This window comes from Pigmentiphaga sp. NML030171, from assembly GCF_002188635.1.
Taxonomy (GTDB): domain Bacteria; phylum Pseudomonadota; class Gammaproteobacteria; order Burkholderiales; family Burkholderiaceae_B; genus Pigmentiphaga; species Pigmentiphaga daeguensis.
The window spans coordinates 12802-34411 of record NZ_NINX01000046.1; the positions used below are offsets into that span (position 1 = coordinate 12802).

At 67.5% G+C, this 21610-nt stretch carries 25 protein-coding genes and 1 pseudogene; 13 read left to right on the forward strand and 13 right to left on the reverse strand.

The window, feature by feature from the left end; all coding sequences use genetic code 11:
* A complete protein-coding gene (gene cysD / locus CDO46_RS23315; protein WP_087840991.1) occupies window positions 1–915 on the forward strand; it encodes a sulfate adenylyltransferase subunit CysD in 915 nt (304 codons plus the stop codon).
* On the forward strand, window positions 915–2237 hold the full coding sequence (locus CDO46_RS23320; RefSeq protein ID WP_087840992.1) for a sulfate adenylyltransferase subunit 1: 1323 nt from the start codon (window positions 915–917) through the stop codon (window positions 2235–2237). The genes cysD and CDO46_RS23320 overlap by 1 nt, the downstream gene beginning before the upstream one ends.
* Before the next feature lie 92 nt (window positions 2238–2329).
* Here the strand turns inward: CDO46_RS23320 and CDO46_RS23325 are convergent, their stop codons facing one another.
* The 5 genes and pseudogenes from CDO46_RS23325 to CDO46_RS23340 form a co-directional block, all read right to left on the reverse strand.
* On the reverse strand, window positions 2330–2719 hold the full coding sequence (locus CDO46_RS23325; protein ID WP_369597225.1) for a YbaN family protein: 390 nt from the start codon (window positions 2717–2719) through the stop codon (window positions 2330–2332).
* Window positions 2716–4860 carry an ATP-dependent helicase gene (locus CDO46_RS23330; protein WP_087840994.1) on the reverse strand — a complete coding sequence of 715 codons (2145 nt, stop codon included), beginning with the start codon at window positions 4858–4860 and terminating at the stop codon, window positions 2716–2718. The genes CDO46_RS23325 and CDO46_RS23330 overlap by 4 nt, the downstream gene beginning before the upstream one ends.
* A 30-nt stretch (window positions 4861–4890) precedes the next feature.
* Window positions 4891–4995 (reverse strand): hypothetical protein, encoded by a 105-nt coding sequence (locus CDO46_RS28840; protein WP_132980422.1) that lies wholly within the window; start codon window positions 4993–4995, stop codon window positions 4891–4893.
* 53 nt (window positions 4996–5048) lie between these two features.
* Window positions 5049–5615, reverse strand: a pseudogene (locus CDO46_RS23335) (SDR family NAD(P)-dependent oxidoreductase); the annotation flags it as partial.
* Window positions 5594–6583: a tripartite tricarboxylate transporter substrate binding protein gene (locus CDO46_RS23340; RefSeq protein WP_087840995.1), complete on the reverse strand. Its 990-nt coding sequence runs from the start codon at window positions 6581–6583 to the stop codon at window positions 5594–5596. The gene CDO46_RS23340 and the pseudogene CDO46_RS23335, both read right to left, overlap by 22 nt.
* A gap of 201 nt (window positions 6584–6784) precedes the next feature.
* Between CDO46_RS23340 and CDO46_RS23345 the strand changes: the two genes are divergently transcribed.
* A complete protein-coding gene (locus tag CDO46_RS23345) occupies window positions 6785–7486 on the forward strand; it encodes a GntR family transcriptional regulator (protein WP_087840996.1) in 702 nt (233 codons plus the stop codon).
* A 39-nt stretch (window positions 7487–7525) separates the two neighbouring features.
* On the opposite strand, the gene CDO46_RS23350 is transcribed toward CDO46_RS23345, so the two are convergent.
* Complete coding sequence (locus tag CDO46_RS23350; protein WP_087840997.1) at window positions 7526–8392, reverse strand: alpha/beta hydrolase; 867 nt, start codon at window positions 8390–8392, stop codon at window positions 7526–7528.
* Window positions 8393–8513: 121 nt separating this feature from the next.
* Between CDO46_RS23350 and CDO46_RS23355 the strand changes: the two genes are divergently transcribed.
* Window positions 8514–9650, forward strand: coding sequence for a PA0069 family radical SAM protein (locus CDO46_RS23355; RefSeq protein ID WP_243724624.1), 1137 nt, complete (start codon window positions 8514–8516; stop codon window positions 9648–9650).
* 7 nt (window positions 9651–9657) lie between these two features.
* On the opposite strand, the gene CDO46_RS23360 is transcribed toward CDO46_RS23355, so the two are convergent.
* Complete coding sequence (locus tag CDO46_RS23360; RefSeq protein ID WP_243724625.1) at window positions 9658–10104, reverse strand: TM2 domain-containing protein; 447 nt, start codon at window positions 10102–10104, stop codon at window positions 9658–9660.
* Window positions 10105–10230: 126 nt separating this feature from the next.
* Here CDO46_RS23360 and rpsP point away from each other — a divergent pair, with 126 nt between their 5' ends.
* The 8 genes from rpsP (at window position 10231) to CDO46_RS23400 (ending at window position 15272) form a co-directional block, all read left to right on the forward strand.
* The gene (gene rpsP / locus CDO46_RS23365; RefSeq protein ID WP_087840999.1) at window positions 10231–10491 is read left to right on the forward strand and encodes a 30S ribosomal protein S16; all 261 of its coding nucleotides are present in this window, start codon (window positions 10231–10233) and stop codon (window positions 10489–10491) included.
* A gap of 7 nt (window positions 10492–10498) precedes the next feature.
* Complete coding sequence (gene rimM / locus CDO46_RS23370; RefSeq protein WP_087841052.1) at window positions 10499–11107, forward strand: ribosome maturation factor RimM; 609 nt, start codon at window positions 10499–10501, stop codon at window positions 11105–11107.
* A 48-nt stretch (window positions 11108–11155) separates the two neighbouring features.
* Complete coding sequence (gene trmD, locus CDO46_RS23375; RefSeq protein ID WP_087841053.1) at window positions 11156–11929, forward strand: tRNA (guanosine(37)-N1)-methyltransferase TrmD; 774 nt, start codon at window positions 11156–11158, stop codon at window positions 11927–11929.
* Window positions 11930–12051: 122 nt separating this feature from the next.
* Window positions 12052–12435, forward strand: a complete 384-nt coding sequence (rplS, locus tag CDO46_RS23380; protein WP_087841000.1) for a 50S ribosomal protein L19 — start codon at window positions 12052–12054, stop codon at window positions 12433–12435.
* Between the two features lie 142 nt (window positions 12436–12577).
* The gene (locus CDO46_RS23385; protein WP_087841001.1) at window positions 12578–13360 is read left to right on the forward strand and encodes a CoA pyrophosphatase; all 783 of its coding nucleotides are present in this window, start codon (window positions 12578–12580) and stop codon (window positions 13358–13360) included.
* Window positions 13361–13428: 68 nt separating this feature from the next.
* Entirely contained in the window at window positions 13429–14424 is a 996-nt protein-coding gene (locus CDO46_RS23390) for a CobD/CbiB family protein (protein ID WP_087841002.1), read from the forward strand.
* 106 nt (window positions 14425–14530) lie between these two features.
* On the forward strand, window positions 14531–14782 hold the full coding sequence (locus tag CDO46_RS23395) for a hypothetical protein (protein WP_130359865.1): 252 nt from the start codon (window positions 14531–14533) through the stop codon (window positions 14780–14782).
* Window positions 14783–14891: 109 nt separating this feature from the next.
* Window positions 14892–15272, forward strand: coding sequence for a DUF3597 domain-containing protein (locus CDO46_RS23400; RefSeq protein WP_087841004.1), 381 nt, complete (start codon window positions 14892–14894; stop codon window positions 15270–15272).
* 75 nt (window positions 15273–15347) lie between these two features.
* On the opposite strand, the gene CDO46_RS23405 is transcribed toward CDO46_RS23400, so the two are convergent.
* The 4 genes from CDO46_RS23405 to CDO46_RS23420 form a co-directional block, all read right to left on the reverse strand.
* Window positions 15348–16331 carry a tripartite tricarboxylate transporter substrate binding protein gene (locus tag CDO46_RS23405; protein WP_176400834.1) on the reverse strand — a complete coding sequence of 328 codons (984 nt, stop codon included), beginning with the start codon at window positions 16329–16331 and terminating at the stop codon, window positions 15348–15350.
* A 22-nt stretch (window positions 16332–16353) separates the two neighbouring features.
* A complete protein-coding gene (locus tag CDO46_RS23410; RefSeq protein WP_087841006.1) occupies window positions 16354–17898 on the reverse strand; it encodes a bifunctional 3-(3-hydroxy-phenyl)propionate/3-hydroxycinnamic acid hydroxylase in 1545 nt (514 codons plus the stop codon).
* Between the two features lie 103 nt (window positions 17899–18001).
* Window positions 18002–18904, reverse strand: coding sequence for a VOC family protein (locus tag CDO46_RS23415; protein ID WP_087841007.1), 903 nt, complete (start codon window positions 18902–18904; stop codon window positions 18002–18004).
* 29 nt (window positions 18905–18933) lie between these two features.
* Window positions 18934–19359 carry a heme-binding protein gene (locus CDO46_RS23420; RefSeq protein ID WP_087841008.1) on the reverse strand — a complete coding sequence of 142 codons (426 nt, stop codon included), beginning with the start codon at window positions 19357–19359 and terminating at the stop codon, window positions 18934–18936.
* Between the two features lie 91 nt (window positions 19360–19450).
* Between CDO46_RS23420 and CDO46_RS23425 the strand changes: the two genes are divergently transcribed.
* The gene (locus CDO46_RS23425) at window positions 19451–20350 is read left to right on the forward strand and encodes a LysR family transcriptional regulator (protein WP_087841009.1); all 900 of its coding nucleotides are present in this window, start codon (window positions 19451–19453) and stop codon (window positions 20348–20350) included.
* 256 nt (window positions 20351–20606) lie between these two features.
* Here the strand turns inward: CDO46_RS23425 and CDO46_RS23430 are convergent, their stop codons facing one another.
* The gene (locus CDO46_RS23430) at window positions 20607–21017 is read right to left on the reverse strand and encodes a thioesterase family protein (RefSeq protein ID WP_087841010.1); all 411 of its coding nucleotides are present in this window, start codon (window positions 21015–21017) and stop codon (window positions 20607–20609) included.
* Between the two features lie 20 nt (window positions 21018–21037).
* A complete protein-coding gene (locus CDO46_RS23435) occupies window positions 21038–21532 on the reverse strand; it encodes a GNAT family N-acetyltransferase (RefSeq protein ID WP_087841011.1) in 495 nt (164 codons plus the stop codon).
* Window positions 21533–21610: the final 78 nt, after the last annotated feature.

Consider the following 21610-nt stretch of genomic DNA (forward strand, 5'->3'; position numbering starts at 1 on the left):
ATGCCCGCTATCCTGAACACCACGCGCAGCCATCTCGACTGGCTGGAATCCGAAGCCATCTTCATCATGCGCGAAGTCGCGGCCGAGTGCGCCCGGCCCGTGCTGCTGTTTTCCGGCGGCAAGGATTCATGCGTGCTGCTCAGGCTGGCGGAGAAGGCCTTCCGGCCCGGCAAGTTCCCGTTCCCGCTGATGCACATCGATACCGGCCACAACTTCGACGAGGTCATCGCCTTTCGCGATGCCCGCGCCGCCGAGCTGGGCGAGCAACTGATCGTGCGCAGCGTCGAGGATTCCATCGCGCGCGGTTCGGTCGTGCTGCGCAAGGAGACCGATTCGCGCAACGCCGCGCAGGCCGTCACGCTGCTGGAGGCGATCGAGGAATTCGGCTTCGACGCCTGCATAGGCGGCGCCCGCCGGGACGAGGAAAAGGCGCGCGCCAAGGAACGCATCTTCTCGTTCCGCGACGAGTTCGGCCAATGGAATCCCAAGGCCCAGCGCCCCGAGGTCTGGAACCTGTACAACACGCGGGTCCACGCCGGCGAGAACATGCGCGTGTTTCCCATTTCGAACTGGACCGAGCTGGACGTGTGGCAGTACATCGCGCGCGAGAACCTCGCGCTGCCGTCGATCTACTACGCGCACCAGCGGGACGTGGTGCGGCGCAAGGGCCTGCTGGTGCCGGTGACGCCGCTCACGCCGCCACAAGAGGGCGAATCGGTCGAGAACCTGACGGTGCGTTTTCGTACGGTGGGCGACATTTCGTGCACCTGCCCGGTGGCCTCCGAGGCCGCGGATCCGCTGGCCATCATCGCCGAGACGGCGGTGACGGACATCACCGAGCGCGGCGCCACCCGCATGGACGACCAGACCTCGGAAGCCTCGATGGAGCGCCGCAAGAAGGAAGGATATTTCTGATGAACGCCATGACCGATTCCGCATTCTTTTCCGCCGCCGACAAGGGCGTGCTGCGCCTGATCACCGCCGGTTCGGTGGACGATGGGAAGTCGACGCTGATCGGCCGGCTGCTGTACGACAGCAAGGGCATCTTCGCCGACCAGCTCGACGCGATCTCGCGCGCCAAGTACAAGCGCACGGTGGGCGACACCATCGACCTGTCGCTGCTGACCGACGGCCTGGAAGCCGAGCGCGAGCAGGGCATCACGATCGACGTGGCGTACCGCTATTTCTCGACGCCGGTGCGCAAGTTCATCATCGCCGACGCCCCCGGGCACGAGCAGTACACGCGCAACATGGTGACCGGCGCATCCACGGCAGACGTCGCGATCATCCTGATCGACGCGACCCGGGCGGCGGATGGCCAACTGCTGACGCAGACCAAGCGCCACAGTACCCTGGCGCACTTGCTGGGCATCCGCCACATCGTGGTGGCGGTCAACAAGATGGACCTGGTCGAGTGGAGCCGCGAGGTGTTCGAGCGCATCCGCGAGGCCTATGCGGCGCTGGCCGCGAAGCTGGGCATCGCCGGCTTCCACGTCCTGCCGCTGTCGGCCCTGACCGGCGACAACGTCGTCGGCAAGTCCGGACGTACGCCCTGGTACCAGGGGCCGGCGCTGCTCGAACTGCTCGAGGCGCTGGATGTGCGCACGGACGCTTCCGGCAAGGCCCTGCGCTTCCCGGTGCAACTGGTCGCGCGCCATGGCGGCGACCGGGCCGACGATTTCCGTGGCTACATGGGACAGGTCGCCAGCGGCACGCTGGCCGTGGGCGACCGCGTGCTGGTCCAGCCCTCGGGCGTGGCGGCGACGGTGAAGTCGCTGGTCGTCCACGGCGGGGAGGTGGAGGCCGCCGTCGCCGGCGATTCCGTCACCGTCGTGCTGGACGAGGACGTGGACGTGTCGCGTGGCGATGTGCTGGTGCATGCGTCGGCGCCGGCGGCCGTGGCGCGGCAGTTCCAGGCCGAGATCTGCTGGCTGGATACCCAGGCCCTGAATCCCGCGCGCAAATACCTGCTCAAGCACGGTACTCGCCTGACCTCGGCCAAGATCAAGTCGGTGCTGGCGCGGCGCGACATCCACGAGCTTGGCGAGGTCCCGGCGGCCGACACGCCGTTCGCGATGAACGACATCGGCCGCGTGGAAATCGCCACCCGCGATGCGCTGGCGCTGGACGCCTACGACGACATCGCGGCCACCGGGGCATTCATCCTGATCGACGAAGCCACGCACCAGACGGCCGCGGCCGGCTTGATCCGGCTGACATCTCTCTCCGCGCACTGATTGGTATCCCAGGGCGCCGCGGATCCGGCTCTGCCGGTCCGCCAGCGCCGCCCCCTTGAGGGGGCGCCCGAAGGGCGTAGGGGGTGGGTTCCCTAGCAGTGTGGCTCGGGTCTCATCCATAGCCATATGGCCACCGTCAGCATGATGGCGGTGGACAGTCCGGCGGCCCAGCGCGGCACGGGGGCGATGAAGAGGATGGCGGCGCACAGGGCCATGGTGATGGTGGCGCTCCATTTGGCCCGGCGGCTGACGGAGCGGTCCGTGCGCCAGTTGCGGATCATGGCGCCGAAGATCGGGTGGCGTTCCAGCCAGGCCAGCAGGCGGGGCGATCCACGGGCCGCGAACCAGGCCGCCAGCAGGACGAAGACCGTGGTCGGCAGGCCCGGCACGAAGATGCCGACGATGCCCAGGGCCAGGCAGAGCAGCGCCGCCAGCAGCATCAGGCCGCGGACGACGATGCCCGAATCGGAACAGGGTTTCACGGCCGGCCCTGGCCGTCGTCGGCGCTCAGCCATTTGGCGAAGAGCCGGCGAGGCATGGCCGGCGAGATCCACCATTTCCGCTGCACGTTGTCCCACTGCGCGCCCAGTTGCTTGGCCGCATCCTTTTCTCCGTAAGGAACGTCCAGGTAGACGCGGGGCGGCGTGGCCGGTGCGGCGGCAGCGGCAGGCCGGGTGCGCGCGGCCGCGCGGGCCGCGGGCAGGTCGAGCGCGCGTATGAAATGACTGTCGTGGCCTTGCGGGGTGTACAGGAACAGCTTTTCGCTGGTCCGCGTCATGGCGACGTAGAACAGCCGGCGTTCCTCGGCCGGGTCGGCGTGCGCCTGCGGGAACTCGCCGTCGGCGATGAAGGGCATGTGCACGAAGCGCCATTCCTTGCCCTTGGCGGCGCGGGCGGTGGTCAGGACCAGCGGCTGCCGGTTCTTCTTGAGCGCGCCGCTGCGGCGCTGGGCCTGGTGCAAGTGCTCCAGCAGGCCGGTGGCATCCAGCCCCGTGGCGTCTGCATAGGAAATGAAGCCGTCGATGGAGCGGGCGACGGCCTGGGCGTCCAGCCTGTGCACGAACAGGCGGCGCGTGACGTCGGCCAGTTGCAGTTCCGCCGCCGCGTGGGTCAGCAATTCGCCGGCCGACAGCGAGGGCGCCCGGGCGATGAGATGGTCGCAGACTTCGGCGAAACGGGCGCGCCAGCGGCGAGTGGCGGGATCCACCGTTTCCTGCGCGTCCGCGGTACGGCTGAGCCGGCCGCTGTAGAAATAGCGGATGGTCTCGGGGTCGGTGGCGATGGTGCGCTCGGCATCCGCCCATTCGCTTTCCGTGTAGTCCAGGCCGGCGAACAGGCCCAGCGCACGCAGGATGGCCTTGACTTCACCACGGTCGCGCACCGGCGCCATCGACAGCCGCGCGATGTGCAGGATGCCGCGCAGCATCAGGATCTCGATGCGATCGAAATAGCTTTGGCAGCCGTCCGTGGCATAGGGCAGGTCACGCGCGATCAGCGCGTTCTCCAGGGCAATGCTCTGGTGCGCGTCGCGCAGCACCACGGCGCAATCGCCCAGGCTGCGCGCGGCGCCCGATTCGAGCAGGGCAGCGAGCGCATCCGCCACCCGGCTGCAGCAATCGTCTTCCGGTCCCGTGCCGTAGCGCACGATGTCGACTTCGGTGTCTTCGGATCGTCCGGACTGGAAGACCTGGGCCGTCAGGGCCTGCGCGCAGGCGCCCAGCGTCGGGCCGCAGCGGAACGAGCTGGTCAGCGGCAGGCGCCGCGTGCCGGGAAAGAGATGCTCGAAGGCCTCGCCCATGTAGCGGGGGTCGGCGCCGTTCCACGAATGGACGACCTGCTCCTTGTCTCCGGCGGCGATGATGCGGGTGCGAGGGCCGGTCAGCTTGCGCAGCAGGCTGATCTGGGCCGCGTTGGCGTCGTGCCATTCGTCCGCCACGACCAGCGCGGGGCAGGGCAGGGACACGATCTCGCCCAACTCGTCGGCAATGGCCAGCACGTCGGTGACGAGATCGTGTTCGCTCTGGAAGGCGAAATGACCGGCGTCGATCCGGCGCAGCCGTTCGTAGGTGCGGCAGATGGACAGCAGTCCGCGCGGCAGGTCGAGTTCTTCGGCCAGTTCCGCGTCCGATGCGTCCGCGAAGCGGGCAAAGGCCAGCGTGCCCTTGAGCCGGGACAACTGGTTGATGATGACCTCGGCGTGCAGGTTGTTCAGGTCATAGCCGTATTCCCGGTCCGCCTGCGGGTCGGCCGCCGCTTCCTCGATGGCCTCGAATACGCAGGGCCGCATGGCTTCGGCATCGGGAAGGTAATCCTCGGCGCCGTCGATCAGGCCTTGCGCCTGCCAATCGGCCAGCAGCCCCCGCGCGAACTCCGCATAGGTGGCGACCCGGATCGAGCGCGACGCACCGGCCTGCGCCAGGCGCTGGAGAAAGACCTGCCGGGCGGCCTCGGTGAACACCAGCGCCAGGATGCCGTCGGCCGGCGTGCCCTGGCGCTCGCGATGGGCCACGCATTGGGCCAGGGTCGTGGTCTTGCCCGAGCCGGCCACGGCGTCGATCAGCAGGAACTGGCCGGCTTGAGAGACGATCTGCCGCTGTTCCGGCGTCAGCAATAGGGAACTCATGGCGGGAAGTGTAAACCGCCGGCCCGGATATCAGATGCCCAGGCCACCCAGCGATTTGCCGCCGTCCACGAACAGGGTCTGACCGGTGATGAACTTCGTCGCGGGCGAGGCGAAGAACTCGATGGCGACGGCGATGTCGTCCGGCGTCGCCGGTGCCCGCCGGGCTCCAGCGCGACGGCCTTCGCGTACTGGTCGGGCGGCATGGTGCGGGTCATCGGGGTATCGGTGAAACCGGGCGCGATCGAGTTGACCGCGATGCGGCGCGGACGCAGTTCCAGCGCCATGGCCCGGGTCAGGCCGATCACCCCGGCCTTGGATGCGACGTAGTCGGCGAAGCCGTAGCCGCCCAGCGCGCCCCGCGACGACACCGTCACGATGCGGCCGCCGGGCCGCATGCGGCGCGCGCCTTCCTGCGCGGGCACGAACACGCCCAGCAGGTTGACATCGACGGTGCGCCGGAAGTCCTCGTCGGAGATTTCGTCGAACTGGCGGGGGGTGTAGACGCCCGCCGCGCAGACGACCACGTCGACCCGGCCTTCGCCGTCCATGATGCCGGCCAAGGCCTCGCGGTCGCGCACGTCGGCCACGTAGCCTTGCGCGTCCAGCCCGAGCGCCGACAGTTCTCCTGCCGCCGCCTGGACCCGGTGTAGCCGATGCCCGAGGCGCCGCCGGTGACGTAGGCGATTTCCTTGCCGGCGGGAGGTGCGTCGTGCATGTTCTGTTCCTTCATCGCTCAGTTGGCCTGGATGCCGAATTCCTTGATGATGCGGGCGTAGCGCGTGTCGTCGGCGGCGATGCGCCGGGCCAGCGCATCGGGCGTGCCGCCCGTGGGCGTGAGCCCCATCACCGCCGCCCGGGAAACGATGTCCGGCATCTTGATGATCTCGTTCACCGCCGCGTTCAGCTTCTGCACGACCTCGGCCGGCAGCCCCCGCGGCCCCAGCATGGCCTGCCAGGCGCCGACCTCGACGTTCTTGTAGCCCAGTTCGGCGAAGGTGGGGACGTCGGGCGCGAAGGGCGAGCGCTGCGGGTCCGCCACGGCCAGCAGGTGCAGCTTGCCGTTGGCGACATACGAGGTAATGGGGCCGAGGGTGGTGTACATCAGCGGAACCTGTCCGCCCACCAGGTCGACGATGGCCGGAGCGCTGCCGCGATACGGGATCTGGTTGATCCGGGTACCCGCCGCCTTGTCGAACAGCTCGGCCAGTATGTGCATGGGCGACCCCGCGCCGGGGCTGGCATAGCTTTGCAGCGTGCCCGCCTTCACTCCCGCCACCACGTCCTTGACCGACTTCACGCCGGATTGCTGGGAACTCGCCAGGAACAGCGACTGCGTGCCGATCTCGGCGATGGGCGTGAAGTCGGCCTGGACGCTGTAGTCGGCGCCGGTACCGGGCTTGAGGACATGGGGCACGATGGCCAGCGTGTTGGGCGCCAGCAGCAGCGTGTAGCCGTCGGCGGCGGACCGGGCGACGTAGGCGCTGCCTATCGAGCCGGCCGCGCCGCTGCGGTTCTCGACCACGACGGGGTGGCCCCATCTGGCGCTGAGCTTTTCGCCTATCCAGCGGGCCAGCACGTCGGTGTCGCCGCCCGCGGGGTAGGCGACGATGATTTTCACCGGCTTGTCGGGATAGCCGGCCGCCGCGGCGGGGGCGGACAGCGCCGCCAGGGAAACCGCCGCGGCGAAGGCGGCGAGCGTGGTGCGTCTTGCGAGATCGGTCATGGCTTTCCCTGTAGGTTCCGCGGAAATTTATACTAAGTTAGTAAAATATATTAATTTAAAAAAAAATAAATTATTTTTTCTCGTATGAATTTAAGGATAAACCCTGGCATTGGATGAGCCACCAATGAAACAAGCTCATCGGCTAAAATTTATGAATAACGGATTTTGTATATATTCAACCGTCGTCGGAGCGCTACCCTCATGCGATCAGCGGAAACGCCCGCCCCCAAGGCGGCTTCGGAAACCATGTCCGAGCGGGCGTACCAGCACCTGCGCGCCGACGTGATCGCCGGCGCGCTGGCTCCCGGCCAGAAGCTCAGACTGCAGGCCTTGCAGCAGCGCTACGAGCTGGGCATCAGCCCCATACGCGAAGCCCTCATGCAGTTGTCCGGCGAAGGCCTGGTCAGCAATGACGGCCAGCGCGGCTTCAGCGTATCGCCCTTGTCCAGGGACGACATGATCGACCTGATGCACGCGCGCACCTCGATCGAGACGCTGCTGCTTCAGGATGCGATCGAACACGGCGACGACGACTGGGGGGCCGGCATCACGGCCGCCTACTACAAGCTGACGCGGGCGCGCCTGCCCCAGGATCCCAACGATCTCGTGGCGGTGGAACTGTGGGAAGCTGCCCATCGCGGGTTCCACGCCGCGCTGCTGGCCGCGGCGCGGTCGAGGTGGCTGATGCGCATCGACGAGCAATTGATCGATCATTCCGAGCGTTATCGCCGGATCCGGCTGGCCTACACATCCTCGGCGCAACAGCTCGAGGACGACGTGATGAGTGAACACGCGCAATTGATGGAAGCGGCCCTGGCCCGCAACGCCGGCCTGGCCTGCGAGCTGCTGCGCAGCCATCTGATGCGTACGGCGCAGGTGCTGGGCGAGCGCTTCGCCGAGTAGCCTGGGGCCTGCGCGAGGCGCCTTTTGGCGTGAACGATCCTAGCGGCTGGTCCGCGCCACCAGGGCCTCCAGGTGTCCATACCAGGCATGGCCAGGGTCGGCCAGCATCAGATGTGTGTCGAAGTGATCGAGGCCTTCCCAGGCGTGCAGCCCGGCGTCGGCCGGCTGGTGCTTCAGCAGTTCGTACATGCGCGTATTGGCGCCGATCACGCGTGCGCTGTCCCGCTCCCCATAACTGGCCTTCATCGGCACGAGATTGCCGGCGGTCCAGCTGATGGCGCTCATGAGCGCGTCCTCGCACGGCTGTTCCAGCAGGGTGGTATACACCCGCTCCTCCAGGCTGTCGGGTTCGGGGCAGGGATGGTGCAGGTCCATGACGCCGCTGATGGGCAGGCAGCCGCGGATGTCGCCGGGCGGCACGCCCGCTCGCTCCAGGGCCCGCTTGCGCAGGGCGGCCATCGCGGCGGTGCCGCCGCCGGCCGAGTGCCCCGACAGGTAGAGATTCCGGCCATCGCCTCCCCACCGGCCCACGGTCCGCCGCAGTTCGCCCAGCAGCAGGGCCGCGTCGTCGAACGCGGCGGGCAGGCGGTGCCGGGGCGCCAGCCGGTAGGTGGGCGCGACGAACACCAGTCCCCGCCGGACCACCGCCTCGGCCATGAAGTGCACATACTCCTTGTAGCCGTTGGTCCAGCCACCGCCGTGCCAGAACACCAGCACCGGCGCGCCGCGCATGCCGGCGGCGGCGAACACGTCGTAGCGTTGCTGCGGATCGGGTCCATAGGCCAGGTCACGGGCGCGCAAGATGCCCGCATCCAGGTCGCGGGCCCATTCCAGCACCGTGTCTTCGTAGCGCTGCGCGGCGGGAAAGGGCAGGGGAGGTTGAGCGAAGAGCGGGGTGTGGTCCATGGGGTGTCCCGAGAATTTCTAATTAATTATAGAAATTATATATTTTTATGGAAAATATTTTTTGCTGAAAGACCAGGGGGGCCAATTGTGCGCAATACTGTATGGATATACAGTATTGCGTGTGGAACACGATGACTCGCCGCAAGACGGCTATCCCCAGGCGCCTCCCGTCCCGCAGCGCGGGCGCGGTGCCGTGCTCAACGTCAGGCACCGGTTCGAGGGCGACCGGCGCGACGCCGTGGACGACGGCTGGGCCGCTCCGGAAGAAGAGCCGCCCCCGCTGCGGACCGAGGTCGCCATCGAGCGCGCGCGCAAGATCCTGTCCCGCAACGACTCTCCGGACATCCCCTTCGACCGCGCCATCAATCCCTATCGCGGCTGCGAGCACGGCTGCGTGTATTGCTTCGCGCGGCCCACGCATGCCTACCTGGGATGGTCGCCCGGCCTGGACTTCGAAACCCGGCTCGTCGCCAAGGCCAACGCGGTCGAGGCGCTCCGGGCCGAACTGGGCCGCCCGGGCTACCGGGTGGACGTCATCAACATCGGCTCGGCCACCGACGCCTACCAGCCCATCGAGCGCCAGTGGAAACTGACCCGGGGGCTGCTGGAACTGCTGCTGGAAACCCGGCATCCCGTGTCACTGGTCACCAAGGGGGGACTGGTTGCGCGCGACGTCGATCTGCTGGCCAGGCTGGCGGAACTGAAGCTGGTCGCCGTCTACGTATCGATCGGTACGCTGGACGGACACGTGGCCCGGACGCTGGAGCCGCGCGCGGCGGCGCCATGGAAGCGGCTGGAAGCCGTGCGGACGCTGGCCGGTGCCGGCGTGCCGGTCGGCGTGTCGCTGGCGCCCGTCATTCCCTTCATTACCGACGACCACATCGAGCATGTGCTGGAAGCGGCCAAGGAAGCCGGTGCGCGGGCGGCTTTCTACACCATGCTGCGCCTGCCCTGGGAGGTCAAGGACGTGTTCTCGGACTGGCTCGAAGCGCACTTTCCCGACCGCAAGGCCCGCGTGTTGCACTGCCTGGAGGACTTGCGCGGCGGCAAGCTCAACGACGCGCGCTTCGGCAGCCGCATGCGCGGCCAGGGCATCTGGGCCGACCTGGTCGCGCAGCGCTTCGGGCGTGCCGCGCGCCGGCACGGGCTGGCGGACCGGCGCATCGAGCTGGAGACAGGGCTGTTCAGGCCGCCGCCCCGCTCGCCGCGTGGCAAGGAACCGCCCGCCGACACCGGCCAGATGCCGCTGTTCGGCTAGGGCCCGTTCAGGCGGGAATGCCCTCGAACAGGCTCTGGAACAGCAGCACGATGCCCAGCATCAGGATGGCGGTACCCACGGCCAGCGTGATGCCGGCCACCAATACCGGCCCCCAGCCGGTACGCGTCTGCCGTGCCTGTCCCGGGTTGTATTTGGCGTCGAACTTGGCGTCGGGAGTCAGGCACAGGACGATGGCTTCGATGAAGCCGGCGACGGCCGGGACGAGGAACAGGAAGAAGGCGGGATGGAAATACCACGCTTCGCTGCGCAGCGCCGTGCCTATCATGATCAGCGAGAACAGCAGCACGATCCAGCCGTGCCGGCGGCCCAGGTACCACCAATGCGCACCGGCCCAGCCCAGCACGGCGGCCAGCAGTCCCGCCACGGTCTTGTGGCGGAAACTCCGGGTCGGCGGAAGGATATGGGATTTATCGTCGGCGGAAGATGTGGACATGTGGTGGGAATCCATCGTAGAAGACCTTGATTTTGAAGGACTTTACCGCATCCTTGCTTGCTAGGCCCAGCAGGCCGGGCTATACTTTAGGGCTTTTCTTAGTCAACTTTTTCCAAGGAATTACCTATGGTGGTGATTCGTATGTCCCGCGGCGGCTCGAAGAAGCGCCCCTTCTACAACCTCGTTGCTGCCGATTCGCGCAATCGCCGCGATGGCCGCTTCATCGAGCGCGTGGGTTTCTACAACCCCGTCGCTTCCGAGGGTGAAGAAGGCCTGCGCATCGCGCTCGACCGCGTCGAGCACTGGACCAAGAACGGCGCCCAGCTGTCGCCGGCCGTGGCCCGTCTCGTCAAGGAATACGGCGCCAAGGTCGCGCCGGCTGCCTGATTTCGTGGTGTCCGCCGCGTCCACGGGGTCCGTTAGCGATCCCGCTCTGCCCGCCGATCTCGTCGAGGTCGGGCATGTGGCGGAGGCCTTCGGCGTGCGCGGCGGCCTGAAGGTCCAGCCGTATTCGGCCCAGTCCGAGGCCTTGTTGGGCAGTCGTACATGGTGGCTGCGCAAGGGCGCGGAAGTGCGCCGTGTCGAAGTGGCCGACGCCAAGCGCCATGGCGCGGTGGTGACGGCCACCTTCCCCGGCGTGTCCGACCGGGACCAGGCCCTGGCCTGGAAGGGTTGGACGGTGCTGGTGCCGCGCAGCCAGTTCCCCCGGCTTGCCGAAGGCGAGTTCTATTGGGTGGACCTGATCGGCTGCGAATTGACGGGCAAGGATGCCTCGGACCGGGAGGTCGTCCTGGGCTCGGTGACGGAAGTCAGTGACAACGGGGTGCATGCCATCCTGCACGTGGCCTGCGTCGAACCCGTGGCTCCAGGCCAGCCGACGCAGCCGCTGCTGGATGCGCGCGGCAGGCGGCGCGAGACCCTGGTGCCTTTCGTCGACGCGTATATCCGTGGTGTCGATCTCGACGCCCGGCGCATAGACAGCGATTGGCCCGAGGGTTTCTGACCCGTCGGGCGTGAACAAAGGGCTTGGGCCCGGGCCATGGACGAGATGTTGCGGTTCGACGTGATCACGCTGTTCGGCCCGATGTTCGAGGCCATCAGCCAGCAGGGCGTAACCGGCCGGGCGCATGCGCAGGGCCGGTGGCAGTTGCAGGCCTGGAATCCGCGCGACTTCACGGTGGACGTGCATCGCACCGTGGATGACAGGCCCTATGGCGGCGGACCCGGCATGGTGATGCGGGTCGAGCCTCTGGAGCAAGCCGTGTGCGCGGCGCGCGACCAGCGTGCGCAGGCCGGCTTGCCCGAGGCGCCGGTGGTGTTGCTGTCGCCGCAGGGGCGTCGTTTCGACCAGGCCCAGGCTTGCGAACTGGCCGGCGGAACGGGGGCCATCCTGGTGTGCGGGCGCTACGAAGGCATCGACCAGCGGTTCATCGACCGCTGGGTGACGCAGGAAGTGTCGCTGGGGGACTTCGTGCTGTCCGGCGGAGAAATCGCCGCGATGGCGATGATGGATGCCGCGGTCAGGCTGTTGCCCGGCGTTCTGAACGACGACGAATCCGCCGTGCAGGATTCGTTCAACGAGCGGTTGTCCGGCTTGCTGGACTGTCCGCACTATACTCGGCCGGAAGTCTATGACGGCCAGCCGGTGCCCGACGTGCTGTTGTCCGGGCATCATGCCAACATCGAGCGTTGGCGGCGCCGCCAGTCGCTGGAAGCGACGAGCAGGAAGCGCCCCGACCTGATCGAGGCGGCACGCGAGCGCGGGTGGTTGAGCCGCGACGACGAGAAGTTTCTGTCCGACCTGCAAAGGGAAGACAAGCGCTGACCGCCCTGGCGGCCGGCGTTGCAGCAAGCCTGCCGGGCATGAGTCCGGTGGGAGTTCCCATCCTCTGGTAGCGGTGCCATCAAAAGCAGAACCGCCACGTATGATGGTCATTGGAGATAGAAATGGACCTGATCCAAGTCCTCGAGCAAGAAGAGCTGGCCCGCTTGACGGCCAACAAGACCATTCCCGAATTCGCCCCCGGCGATACCGTGGTGGTCAACGTCAACGTGGTTGAAGGCAACCGCAAGCGCGTCCAGGCATACGAAGGCGTGGTCATCGCCAAGCGCAATCGTGGCCTGAACTCGTCGTTCATTGTCCGCAAGATTTCGTCGGGTGAAGGCGTCGAGCGTACGTTCCAACTGTACGCGCCGACCATCGCGTCGATCGAAGTCAAGCGTCGCGGTGACGTGCGCCGCGCGAAGCTGTACTACCTGCGTTCCCGTTCGGGCAAGTCGGCCCGGATCAAGGAAAAGCTGGTTCGCAACGCGCCTGCTGCCAAGGCTTGATTCCCGCGGTACTGCAAAATGAGCGCCCCCGTGTGGGGCGCTTTTTTTTGCCGCCGGGCCGCCCCAAGGCAAAAGCGCCCCCTCGGGAGTATGCTCTAGCCATGCCGATAACGACGGCGTTTCCGCCGGATTTCCGTTTCACATGTCATCATCCATTCCGACCGACCAACATAGCGACGCTCCGGCAGACGAGATCGACGATACGCCGGAGGAAATCCAGCCCGACTCCCTCGCTCCGCCTGCCCGGCGTCCGCCGCAGCGCCCGGCCTTCGATCCGGTCGCGCAGCCCTGGGTCGCCAACCCGGGCGGACTGGTCGCCGTGCCCGAGACGCGCCTGACGCCGATGGCGCTGCGCGACCGTTTCGCCGCGCCGCCCGCCTGGACGCCGGATGCGCAGGACATCAATCCGGCCCGCGCCGCGGACCGGTCCCTGCGGCTGGCGTCGGTGCTGGTTCCGATGATGCTGCGGCCCGACGGCATCCAGGTCATGCTGACGCAGCGCACCGCGCATCTTCATGACCACGCCGGCCAGGTCAGTTTTCCTGGCGGACGGGTGGAACCCAGCGATTCGTCGGTGACCGACGCCGCGCTGCGCGAGACCGAGGAAGAGACCGGGTTGCCGCGCGGATTGGTGGAGGTCATCGGCCAGTTGCCGGATTACTTCACCGGCACGGGATTCCGCGTGGTGCCGCTGGTGGGGCTGGTGCGCCCGGATTTCACGCCGCGTCCCGATCCCTTCGAGGTGGCCGAAGTATTCGAGGTGCCGCTGCGCTTTCTGATGGACCCGGCCAATCATCGGCTGCACAGCGCCACGCTGCCGGCAGGCGGCTTGCGCTCTTACTACTCGATGCCGTGGAAGCAGTTCTTCATCTGGGGGGCAACGGCGGGCATGCTGCGCAATCTCTATCAATTCCTGCGCGCATGATCCCCGTGTCCACCTCGCGCACGCGAGGGATGATGCAAAACCATGGCTATGCAATCTAGAATGCGCTCATGAGCTTCTTCGCACTCCTTCTTGCCTTTCTTGCCGAACAAGTCCGGCCTCTGCCGCGTTCCAACGCCGTCCATGAAGCCGCCCGTGCCGCCTGCCGCTGGGCGGGCCATGCGCTGGACGCCGGCAGCCGTGGCTATGCCGTGCTGGGCTGGCTGCTGGTGGTGGTCGTCCCCACCCTGGCGATATGGCTGATCGGGTCGCTGGCATGGTCGGTGCATCCCGTTTTCTCGCTGGTGTTCCATGTCGTCGTCCTGTGGTTCACGCTGGGGTTCCGGCAGTTCAGCCACCACTTCACCGAGATCCAGTTCGCGCTGGCCCGTGGCGACGTCACGCTGGCGCGCAGCCACCTGCAGGAGTGGCTGCGGGCTTCCGGCGGCAACGTGTCCGTCGAGACCATGACCGTGCCGGAGATCTGCCGCACCGCGATCGAGGAAGGCGTGGTGGCCTCGCACCGGAACGTCTATGGGGTCCTGTTCTGGTATGCGCTGCTGCCCGGTCCGTCCGGCGCCGTGCTGTACAAGCTGGCGGGCATTGCCCGCCAGGAGTGGGGCGATCGCACCGATGCCTTTGGCGAAGTGGCCCGCCGGGCCTTCCACCTGCTGGACTGGATTCCCGCCCGGATGACCGCGGTCGGTTTCGCCATCGTCGGCAATTTCGAGGATGCCTTGTACGGGTGGCGCCAGCGCGCCTCCAGCTGGGACGACCCCCAGCGCGGAGTGGTGGTGGAAAGCGCCGCGGGCGCGCTGGGCGTACGCCTGGCGCCGGTGTCGGGCAAGTGGCAGCCGCCGGTCGAGCCGGTCGATCCCGATCTGGTGGGGCCGGTCCAGCCGGCCTCCGCGGCCAGCGAGTTCACCGCCGCCGCCGAGGCGCCCGACGAGCCGGCGCGCCTGCCGGACCCGGCCACGCTTCACGCGGCGGTCGGGCTGCTGTGGCGGGCAGTGGTGCTCTGGATGGCGCTGCTATTGCTGCTGTCGCTGGTGTCCTGGGCCTCCTGAGGCCGGGCGTGACGGGCATGGCCGGCGCCATGCTGCACTGCATGAGGCCAGGCGAGGTTTCCGGCGCTATAGTGGCCCGGTCGAACTGACCGGAGCGGGGCCAGCCATGTTCTCTTTCCAATATTGCCCGAATCGCACTTCCCGTGTGCTGGAAGTGGAGATAGACCCGCTGCAGCGTGGCCCGGGCACCTGGGACGTCAACTGCAAGATCTACGAACAGAGCGAGGGCAGGCGACTGCTGCTCGGGCCGACCCTGGCCCTGCGCGACATTCCCGCGCAATCCGAGCAGGAATGCCTGGACGAGGCCGAGATCCGCATCGCCGACGAGATCGAGAACGATCGCTGGTTCAAGCTGTAGGGCCGGGTTTCTCAGTTATTGCATCCCGTTACATCCCTGGGCTTGGCGGTGGACGGCGATCTATACAATCGGCGCAGGCATGTGCCATTCACGACGATTAGGGGAAGATATGAGCATTTTCAAGGCCATACTCGACAAGATTTTCCCATCCAGCCATCCTGCCGTAGCCAAGGAGGCGCCTCCTGCGGCCGCGCCCGCGCCCGGTGGCGTCCCGGCGCCGGCCGCGATGCCGGCGGTGGACGTGGAGTCCATCCTGAACGCGATGGCGGCCAAGAATCCCGAGAAGCTCAACTGGAAGACGTCCATCGTCGACCTGATGAAGCTGCTGGGGCTGGACAGCAGCCTGGCGGCCCGCAAGCAGCTCGCGACCGAACTGCATTACAGCGGCGATACCAACGATTCGGCTTCGATGAACATCTGGCTGCACAAACAGGTGATGCAGAAGCTGGCCGACAACGGCGGCAAGGTTCCCGACGACCTGAAGAAGTGATCGGAAAAAGGGCCCCCGTGCTTGCCGGCGCGCAGCGGCAAGCACGGGGGCCCTTGTTTCACGATCGCTCTTGTTTCACTCCGGCAGGATGTTGATTTCCTTGGTGATCTGCGCCCATCGTGCGTGCTCGTGCCTGAGGAAATCGCCGGTCTGCGCGGGGCTGTAGCCCGGCGCGGCGATCGGCCCGATGGCGGCGATGCGTCCTGCGATTTCTTCATCGGCCAGCAGCGCATTGACGTCGCGGTTGACCCGCTCGATCGCCGCCGCTGGCGTGCCGGCGGGGGCGACGATGGCGAACCAGCCCACCATGTCGAAGTCGGGCAGCAGTTCGGACACCGCGGGCACCTGCGGCCAGTCGGCCAGGCGCTTGTCCGAGGTCACCGCCAGCAGCCGCAGGCGCCCTTGCCTGGCGAGCTGCGCGGTCGAGGCCACGTCGGCAACGATCGCATCCACGTGCCCGCCCATCAGGTTTTGTGCGGAAACGCCCACCGACACGTAGGGCACCAGGTTGGCCTGGGCGCCGGAGCGGGCATTGAACAGGCGGGCGATCATCCCGCCGAAGGTGCGCGGCCCCTCGTTGCCCAGCGTGAAGGTGCCCGGGGCGGCCTTGGACTTGGCGATCAGCTCCTCGACGCTGCGGATGGGCGAATCGGCCTTGACCAGGATGCCGAACGGACTGCGGGCGACGAAGGCCACCGGCACGAAATCCTTGGCGGGGTCATAGGGCAACTGCTTGAACAGGAAGGCGTTGGTGACCAGCGCCGCGGTCGTCGCGAAATAAAAGTTGTAGCCGTCGGCGGGCGACCGGGCGGCAGCCTGCGCGCCCACCGTGTTCTGGCCCCCCGGCTTGTTCTCGATCACGACGGCCTGGCCCCAGCGGGGATACAGCCGCTCGGACAACAGCCGGGCGATGTTGTCCGGACCGGATCCGGGAGGCTGCGACAGCAGCAGCCGTACCGGTTTGTCGGGCCAGGCCTGCGCCAGCGCCGACCGCATGGGGGAAAGCGCCGGGACGGCGGCCAGGGTGGCCAGGGTCCGGATGGCGTGTCTTCTGTTCATCGTTGTCTCCTCGCGTAATGGGTCAATGCAGCGCGCTGCGTAGTTCGTCCAGCAAGGCGTCCAGTTCGCGCGCATCGGCCGCGACGCCGTAGACATAGCGGTCGGGACGCACCACGGCCGCCGTGCAGCGGTAACGCTCGAACCACGCCTGGCACACGCCTTCGGTCTCGGCCAGGGCACCCAGGTCCAGGGTGGTCATGCCCCACGCCGGCGGAAGGGGCGGCACGGTTCCCGCATGGCGGGCGTCCAGCACCAGCCACCAGCCGTCTCCCGCCGCGTGGTCCAGGCGGACGGTGGCACCCGCCTGCCTGATCCAGGGTTGGGGGAACAGCGTGCCGCGGGCGGGAGTGCCGGCTCGGGCCAACAGTCCTTGCTCCAGCGGCGGAATGACTTCCTGGCGCGGCATGTCGCGTACCGTGCCGCCGCATTCGTCCAGCAGGCGCGCGTCGCGGGCGCGGGCCCGGGCCTCGTCGCGTTCGCAGATCACCGCGCCGATGGCCTTGATGCGCCCGGTCAGGCTGCGCACGTGCTGCTTGCGCTCGATGCCGTAGCTGTCGAGCAGCGCGTCGGCCTGGGCGCCCGTGACCGTCCGCCGCAGCACGGCCGCCAGTTTCCAGTTCAGGTTGGCGACGTCGCGTATGCCCTGGCACATGCCCTGGCCCAGGAAGGGGGGCTGCTGGTGGGCGGCGTCGCCGGCGACGAACACGCGTCCGCGGCGCCAGTCGCGCGCCACCAGCGCGTGGAAACGGTAGCTTGCCTGGCGCCAGAGCTCGCCGTCCTCCGGTGTCAGCCAGCGCGAGAGCAGTTTCCAGGTTGCTTCGGGCTGGGTGACGGTACGGGGATCTTCGTCCGGCTTGAGGGAGATTTCCCAGCGCCGGTGGTTGCCTGGACCGATCACCAGCGTGCACGGCCGGTCGGGCTCGCAATACTGCACGCTGGTGCGGGGCAGCTTGGCCAGTCCGCGTTCGTTGGCCAGGACGTCCACCACCAGCCAGGGTTCGTCGAATTCCAGGTCTTCCAGTTCGATGCCCGCCAGCTCCCGCACCGTGCTGGAGGCGCCATCGCAGCCGATGACGTACTTCGCGCGCAGGCTGGCGCGGCTGCCGTTCGCGTGGGCCACGTCCAGCCTGGCGCCCGAGGCGTCCTGTTCCAGGCCGAGCAGGGTGGTGTCCAGTTCGACGCGCACGTTCGGCAGTTGCTGGACGTGGTCGCGCAGGATGCGTTCCACCGGAGGCTGGGTGAAGACGTTCGAGGGCGTGTAGCCCAGAGGGTAGGGCGGCTCGACCATCGTGAGCCGCTTGATCAGCTGGCCATCCACGCCGAAGTACTCCGATGGCGTGAAGGGTTCCACGTACCGGGAGATGGAATCGACCAGTCCCAGCTGCTGGAAGACCCGCATGATCTCGTGATCGACCGCGATCGCGCGCGGCTTGTCGTAGACGTCGTGCTGCCGGTCGCAGACGTAGACCTTGAATCCCTGGTTGCCCAGCAGTCCGGCGGCGACCGCCCCCGAAGGGCCGAAGCCGACGATGGCGACGTCGTACAGGGGATGCGTGGAGGCGTTCATGCCCGGCCTCCGGATGCGGGGTGTTTCTTCGGGGCGAGACGGGCCATGCCCGCCAGCCGGGCGTGAGGGTGTCGCATGATGGATCCGTGAGTCGGGAAAAGGGTCAGGCCGACGAAGGTACGAAGAACACTTCGCTTTGCGCGGTCTTCAGGCGCGCCGATGGCGGCGGCGAGATGCCCCACTGGTCCACGCGGCCCGGCGGCCATTTCCAGTCATCGGGGCCGCCCGCGACGTAGCCGTCGTCGATCTGTTCCACCTCCGCCGTGTATTCGATCACCTCGCCGAAGGGGCCGATGAAATAGTTGAAGGCGTTGTCGCCGGGGCCGTGGCGGCCCGGGCCCCATTCGATCGCGTAGCCGGCGTCCTTCATCCGGCCCCCGCCGCGCATGACCGACTCCAGGTCCGGCATGACGAAGGCGATGTGGTTCAGCGCGTTGTTGTCGGTGATGCCCACCGCGATCGTGTGATGGTCGGCATTGCAATTCATGAAGGCCATGATGCGGGTGAGATCGGCCAGCCGGAAGTCCAGCGCCTGCTCGAAGAACCGCCGGGTGGCGGCGACGTCGGCGCTGTTCAGGACAGCATGGGCGAGACGCACGGGGCGGTCCGGCACGTCGGCTGCCTGGGCGTGCCGGGCATCGCCGGTCACGACCTGGATCAGCCGGCCATCGGGATCGCGCAGCAGCAGCCCCAGGCCGCCCGCTGGATCGGCCACGGGGCCGATGGGGGTTGCCAGCGTTCCGCCCGCTTCGATGCCGGCGCGCGCGACCGCGCGCAAGGCGTCCTCGTCGTGCGCCCGCAGCGTGACGTGGCGGATGGCCGTTCGCGGGCCGCGGTGCAGCGCCAGCAGATGGTGGTCCTGGCCGGTGCCGCGGAAATACAGAGCGTCCGGCTCGCGGGCCACGACGTCCAGGTGCCAGATGCGGGTATAGAAGTCTTCCGCCTTGTCGAGGTCGGGGACTTCCAGGGCCACGCTACGCAGCCCTTGTATGGTGGAAGATGCCATGGGGTGATTGCTCCGTGATGCGTGCCGCGTCAGCCCGCCTGCAAGCCGGCCGCCGTGACGCCGGCGATGCAGATTTCCTCGTCCTCGTCGCCCGTGCCGCCGCTGGCGCCGGCCGCGCCCAGGATGGCGCCCGCGGCATCGCGGATCAGGATGGCGCCGGTCTGCGGCAGGAAGCGTCCTTGCGCGGTGGCCGCCAGCGTGACGAAGAAGTTCGGGTTGTCCTTGGCGCGCTGCGCCAGCGTGCGGCTGGAGGCGTCCATGCCCACCGCGGCCCAGGCCTTGCCGGTGGCAACGTCCACGCGGAACATGCTGGCGCCGTCCTGGCGCTGGGCCGACTTCAGATGGCCGGCGGCGTCCAGCACCACCACGGCCATGGGCTTGTAGCCCTTGCCCGCGGCATGCGCCAGCGCGCCCGCGATGATGGCATTCGCCTGTTCCAGGGTCAGGCCGGGCATGGGAGTCTCCGTTCGTATGAGTGATGCGGGCAGTCTACGGGCCGGAGAAATATCTATCCAGACGATTGGGTGAATAGTTAAAATCCACCCCATGGATATTCGTCATGTGGACCTGAACCTGTTGCGCGTGTTCGACGCCATGCTGGAGCATCGCAGCGTGTCGCGCGCGGCCGAGGCCATCGGCCTGAGCCAGCCGGCCATGAGCGCCGCCGTGGCCCGCCTGCGCACGCTGTTCAACGATGCGCTGTTCGTGCGGACCGGGGCGCAGATGCAGCCCACGCCGCGCGCGCTGGCGCTGGCTCCGGCGGTGCGCCGCGTCATGGAGACGGTCAAGAGCGAGATCCTGCAGGCCCACACCTTCGACCCGGCCACCAGCGAGCGCACCTTCACGCTGATCACGCCCGACATCGGCGAGATCAACTTCGTGCCCAAACTGCTGGCGCGTTTCGTCCAGGCCGGCCCGGGGCTGAACCTGCGCACCCTGGCCATGCCGCGCCACGCCGCGGCCGAGGCGCTGGAGTCGGGCGAGGCCGAACTGGCCATCGGCTATTTTCCCGACCTGCACAAGGCGGGCATGTTCCAGCAGCTGCTGTTCCGCAATCCCTACGTCTGCATCGTGCGCCGCGGCCATCCCGACGTGGGCGATGCGCTCACGCTCAAGCAATACCTGGCCTTGCCGCATGCGGCGGTCAGGCCGGGGCGGGAACACCTGTTCGAGGAATATCTCCAGCGCAAGGGACTGCGGCGCAGGATCCTGCTTGAGACCTCGCATTTCACGAGCCTGCTGCCCATCATCGAAAGCTCGGACCTGATCGCTACCGTGCCGCACGACATGGCCACCGTCTGCGTGCAGCATGCCGACATCCGCATGGTGGACGTGCCGCTGAAGGTCCCCACCATCGAAGTCCACCAGTTCTGGCCGCGCCGCTTCCACAAGGACGCCGGCAACATGTGGCTGCGAGCGCAGGTGCACGAATTGTTCAGAGGGTAGGGCCCCCCCCTACGCGCTTACGCGCGCCCCCCAGGGGGCGAAACCGGCGGACTGGCAAAGCCAGATCCGCGGTTTCCTGGGTCTAGTTCCTTTATCTTGGGTTGGAGCACCTGTGCTTCGCTGGCTGCCAGCGGTAGCAACGGTGTGACATACCAAGATAAAGGAACTAGACCCAGGATGCGGTGGATCCGGCTCCGCCGGTCCACCCGCATCGCCCCCTGGGGGGCGCCCGAAGGGCGTAGGGGGGGGCACCCCTCTACCCTATTGCAGTTCGCAGGTCGTCGGGCAGGGCGATCGATTTGTGCGTGTCCAGCGAGGTGGTGACCAGGGTTTGGACCGCCGACATCCGTACGACGTCGTCCGTGCCCACGCAGCGCCAGGCCAGCGTGAGCGAGCGGTTGCCTACGCGCGTGACCTCCAGTTCCAGCCACACCTGCTCGCCGAAGCGGCTGATTGCGCGGAAGTCCGATTCGATGTGCACGGTCGGCATGCCCACCCGCCGCTCGCCCACCAGGCCGTGGTAGCCGCCGGGCAGGATCGCGTCTATCCAGCTCTCGACCAGGTCGTTGAACAGGATGAAGTACTGCGGATAGAAGATGATGCCGGCCGGGTCGCAGCGCGAGAAGTGGATCTTGTAGGGGAGCCGGAAGGTGTGCGCGGTTTGCATGGAGAGACGGGCTGGGTTCGTCAGGAAAGGGCGGGCGCGATGGGCTTGTGGAAGCACACGCGATGCTGGCCTGGGCCGGCATGGTCGAGATGGACGGGGACGCCGTCGACGACACCGGTTCCGGGCGCCAGCTCGAAGCCCATGCGCCGGTGGAAGGCGATCGAGCCCCTATTGGCGGGCGAGGTGATGCTGCGCACTTCGCGGCAGCCGCGGGCCCGCACGGTATCGAAGAATCGCTCGTACAGCACCCGCCCCAGGCCCGCGGCGCGCAGCGTGGGGTCGACGCCGACGAAATGGATGTAGGCCACGCCCGCTTCCGATTGCGAGACGAAGCCGATCAGGAAGGCGCGCACTTCCCCGGGCTGGCCGGCGACGAAGCTGGTATCGCGGAAGTGCTCGAAGAACAGGCGCTGCAACAGGCCGCGCATGGGACGGCCACCCCACCAGTCGTCGACCACCGAGGCGATGGGTTCGTAGTCGTCGATGGAGAGGGGGCGCAGGGATGGGAGTGTCATGGATGGCTGCAAAGGGATATGCCGATTGTCAGGAGCGCCTCGTGAACACGATACACGAATTCAAGCCCGGCCCATGCC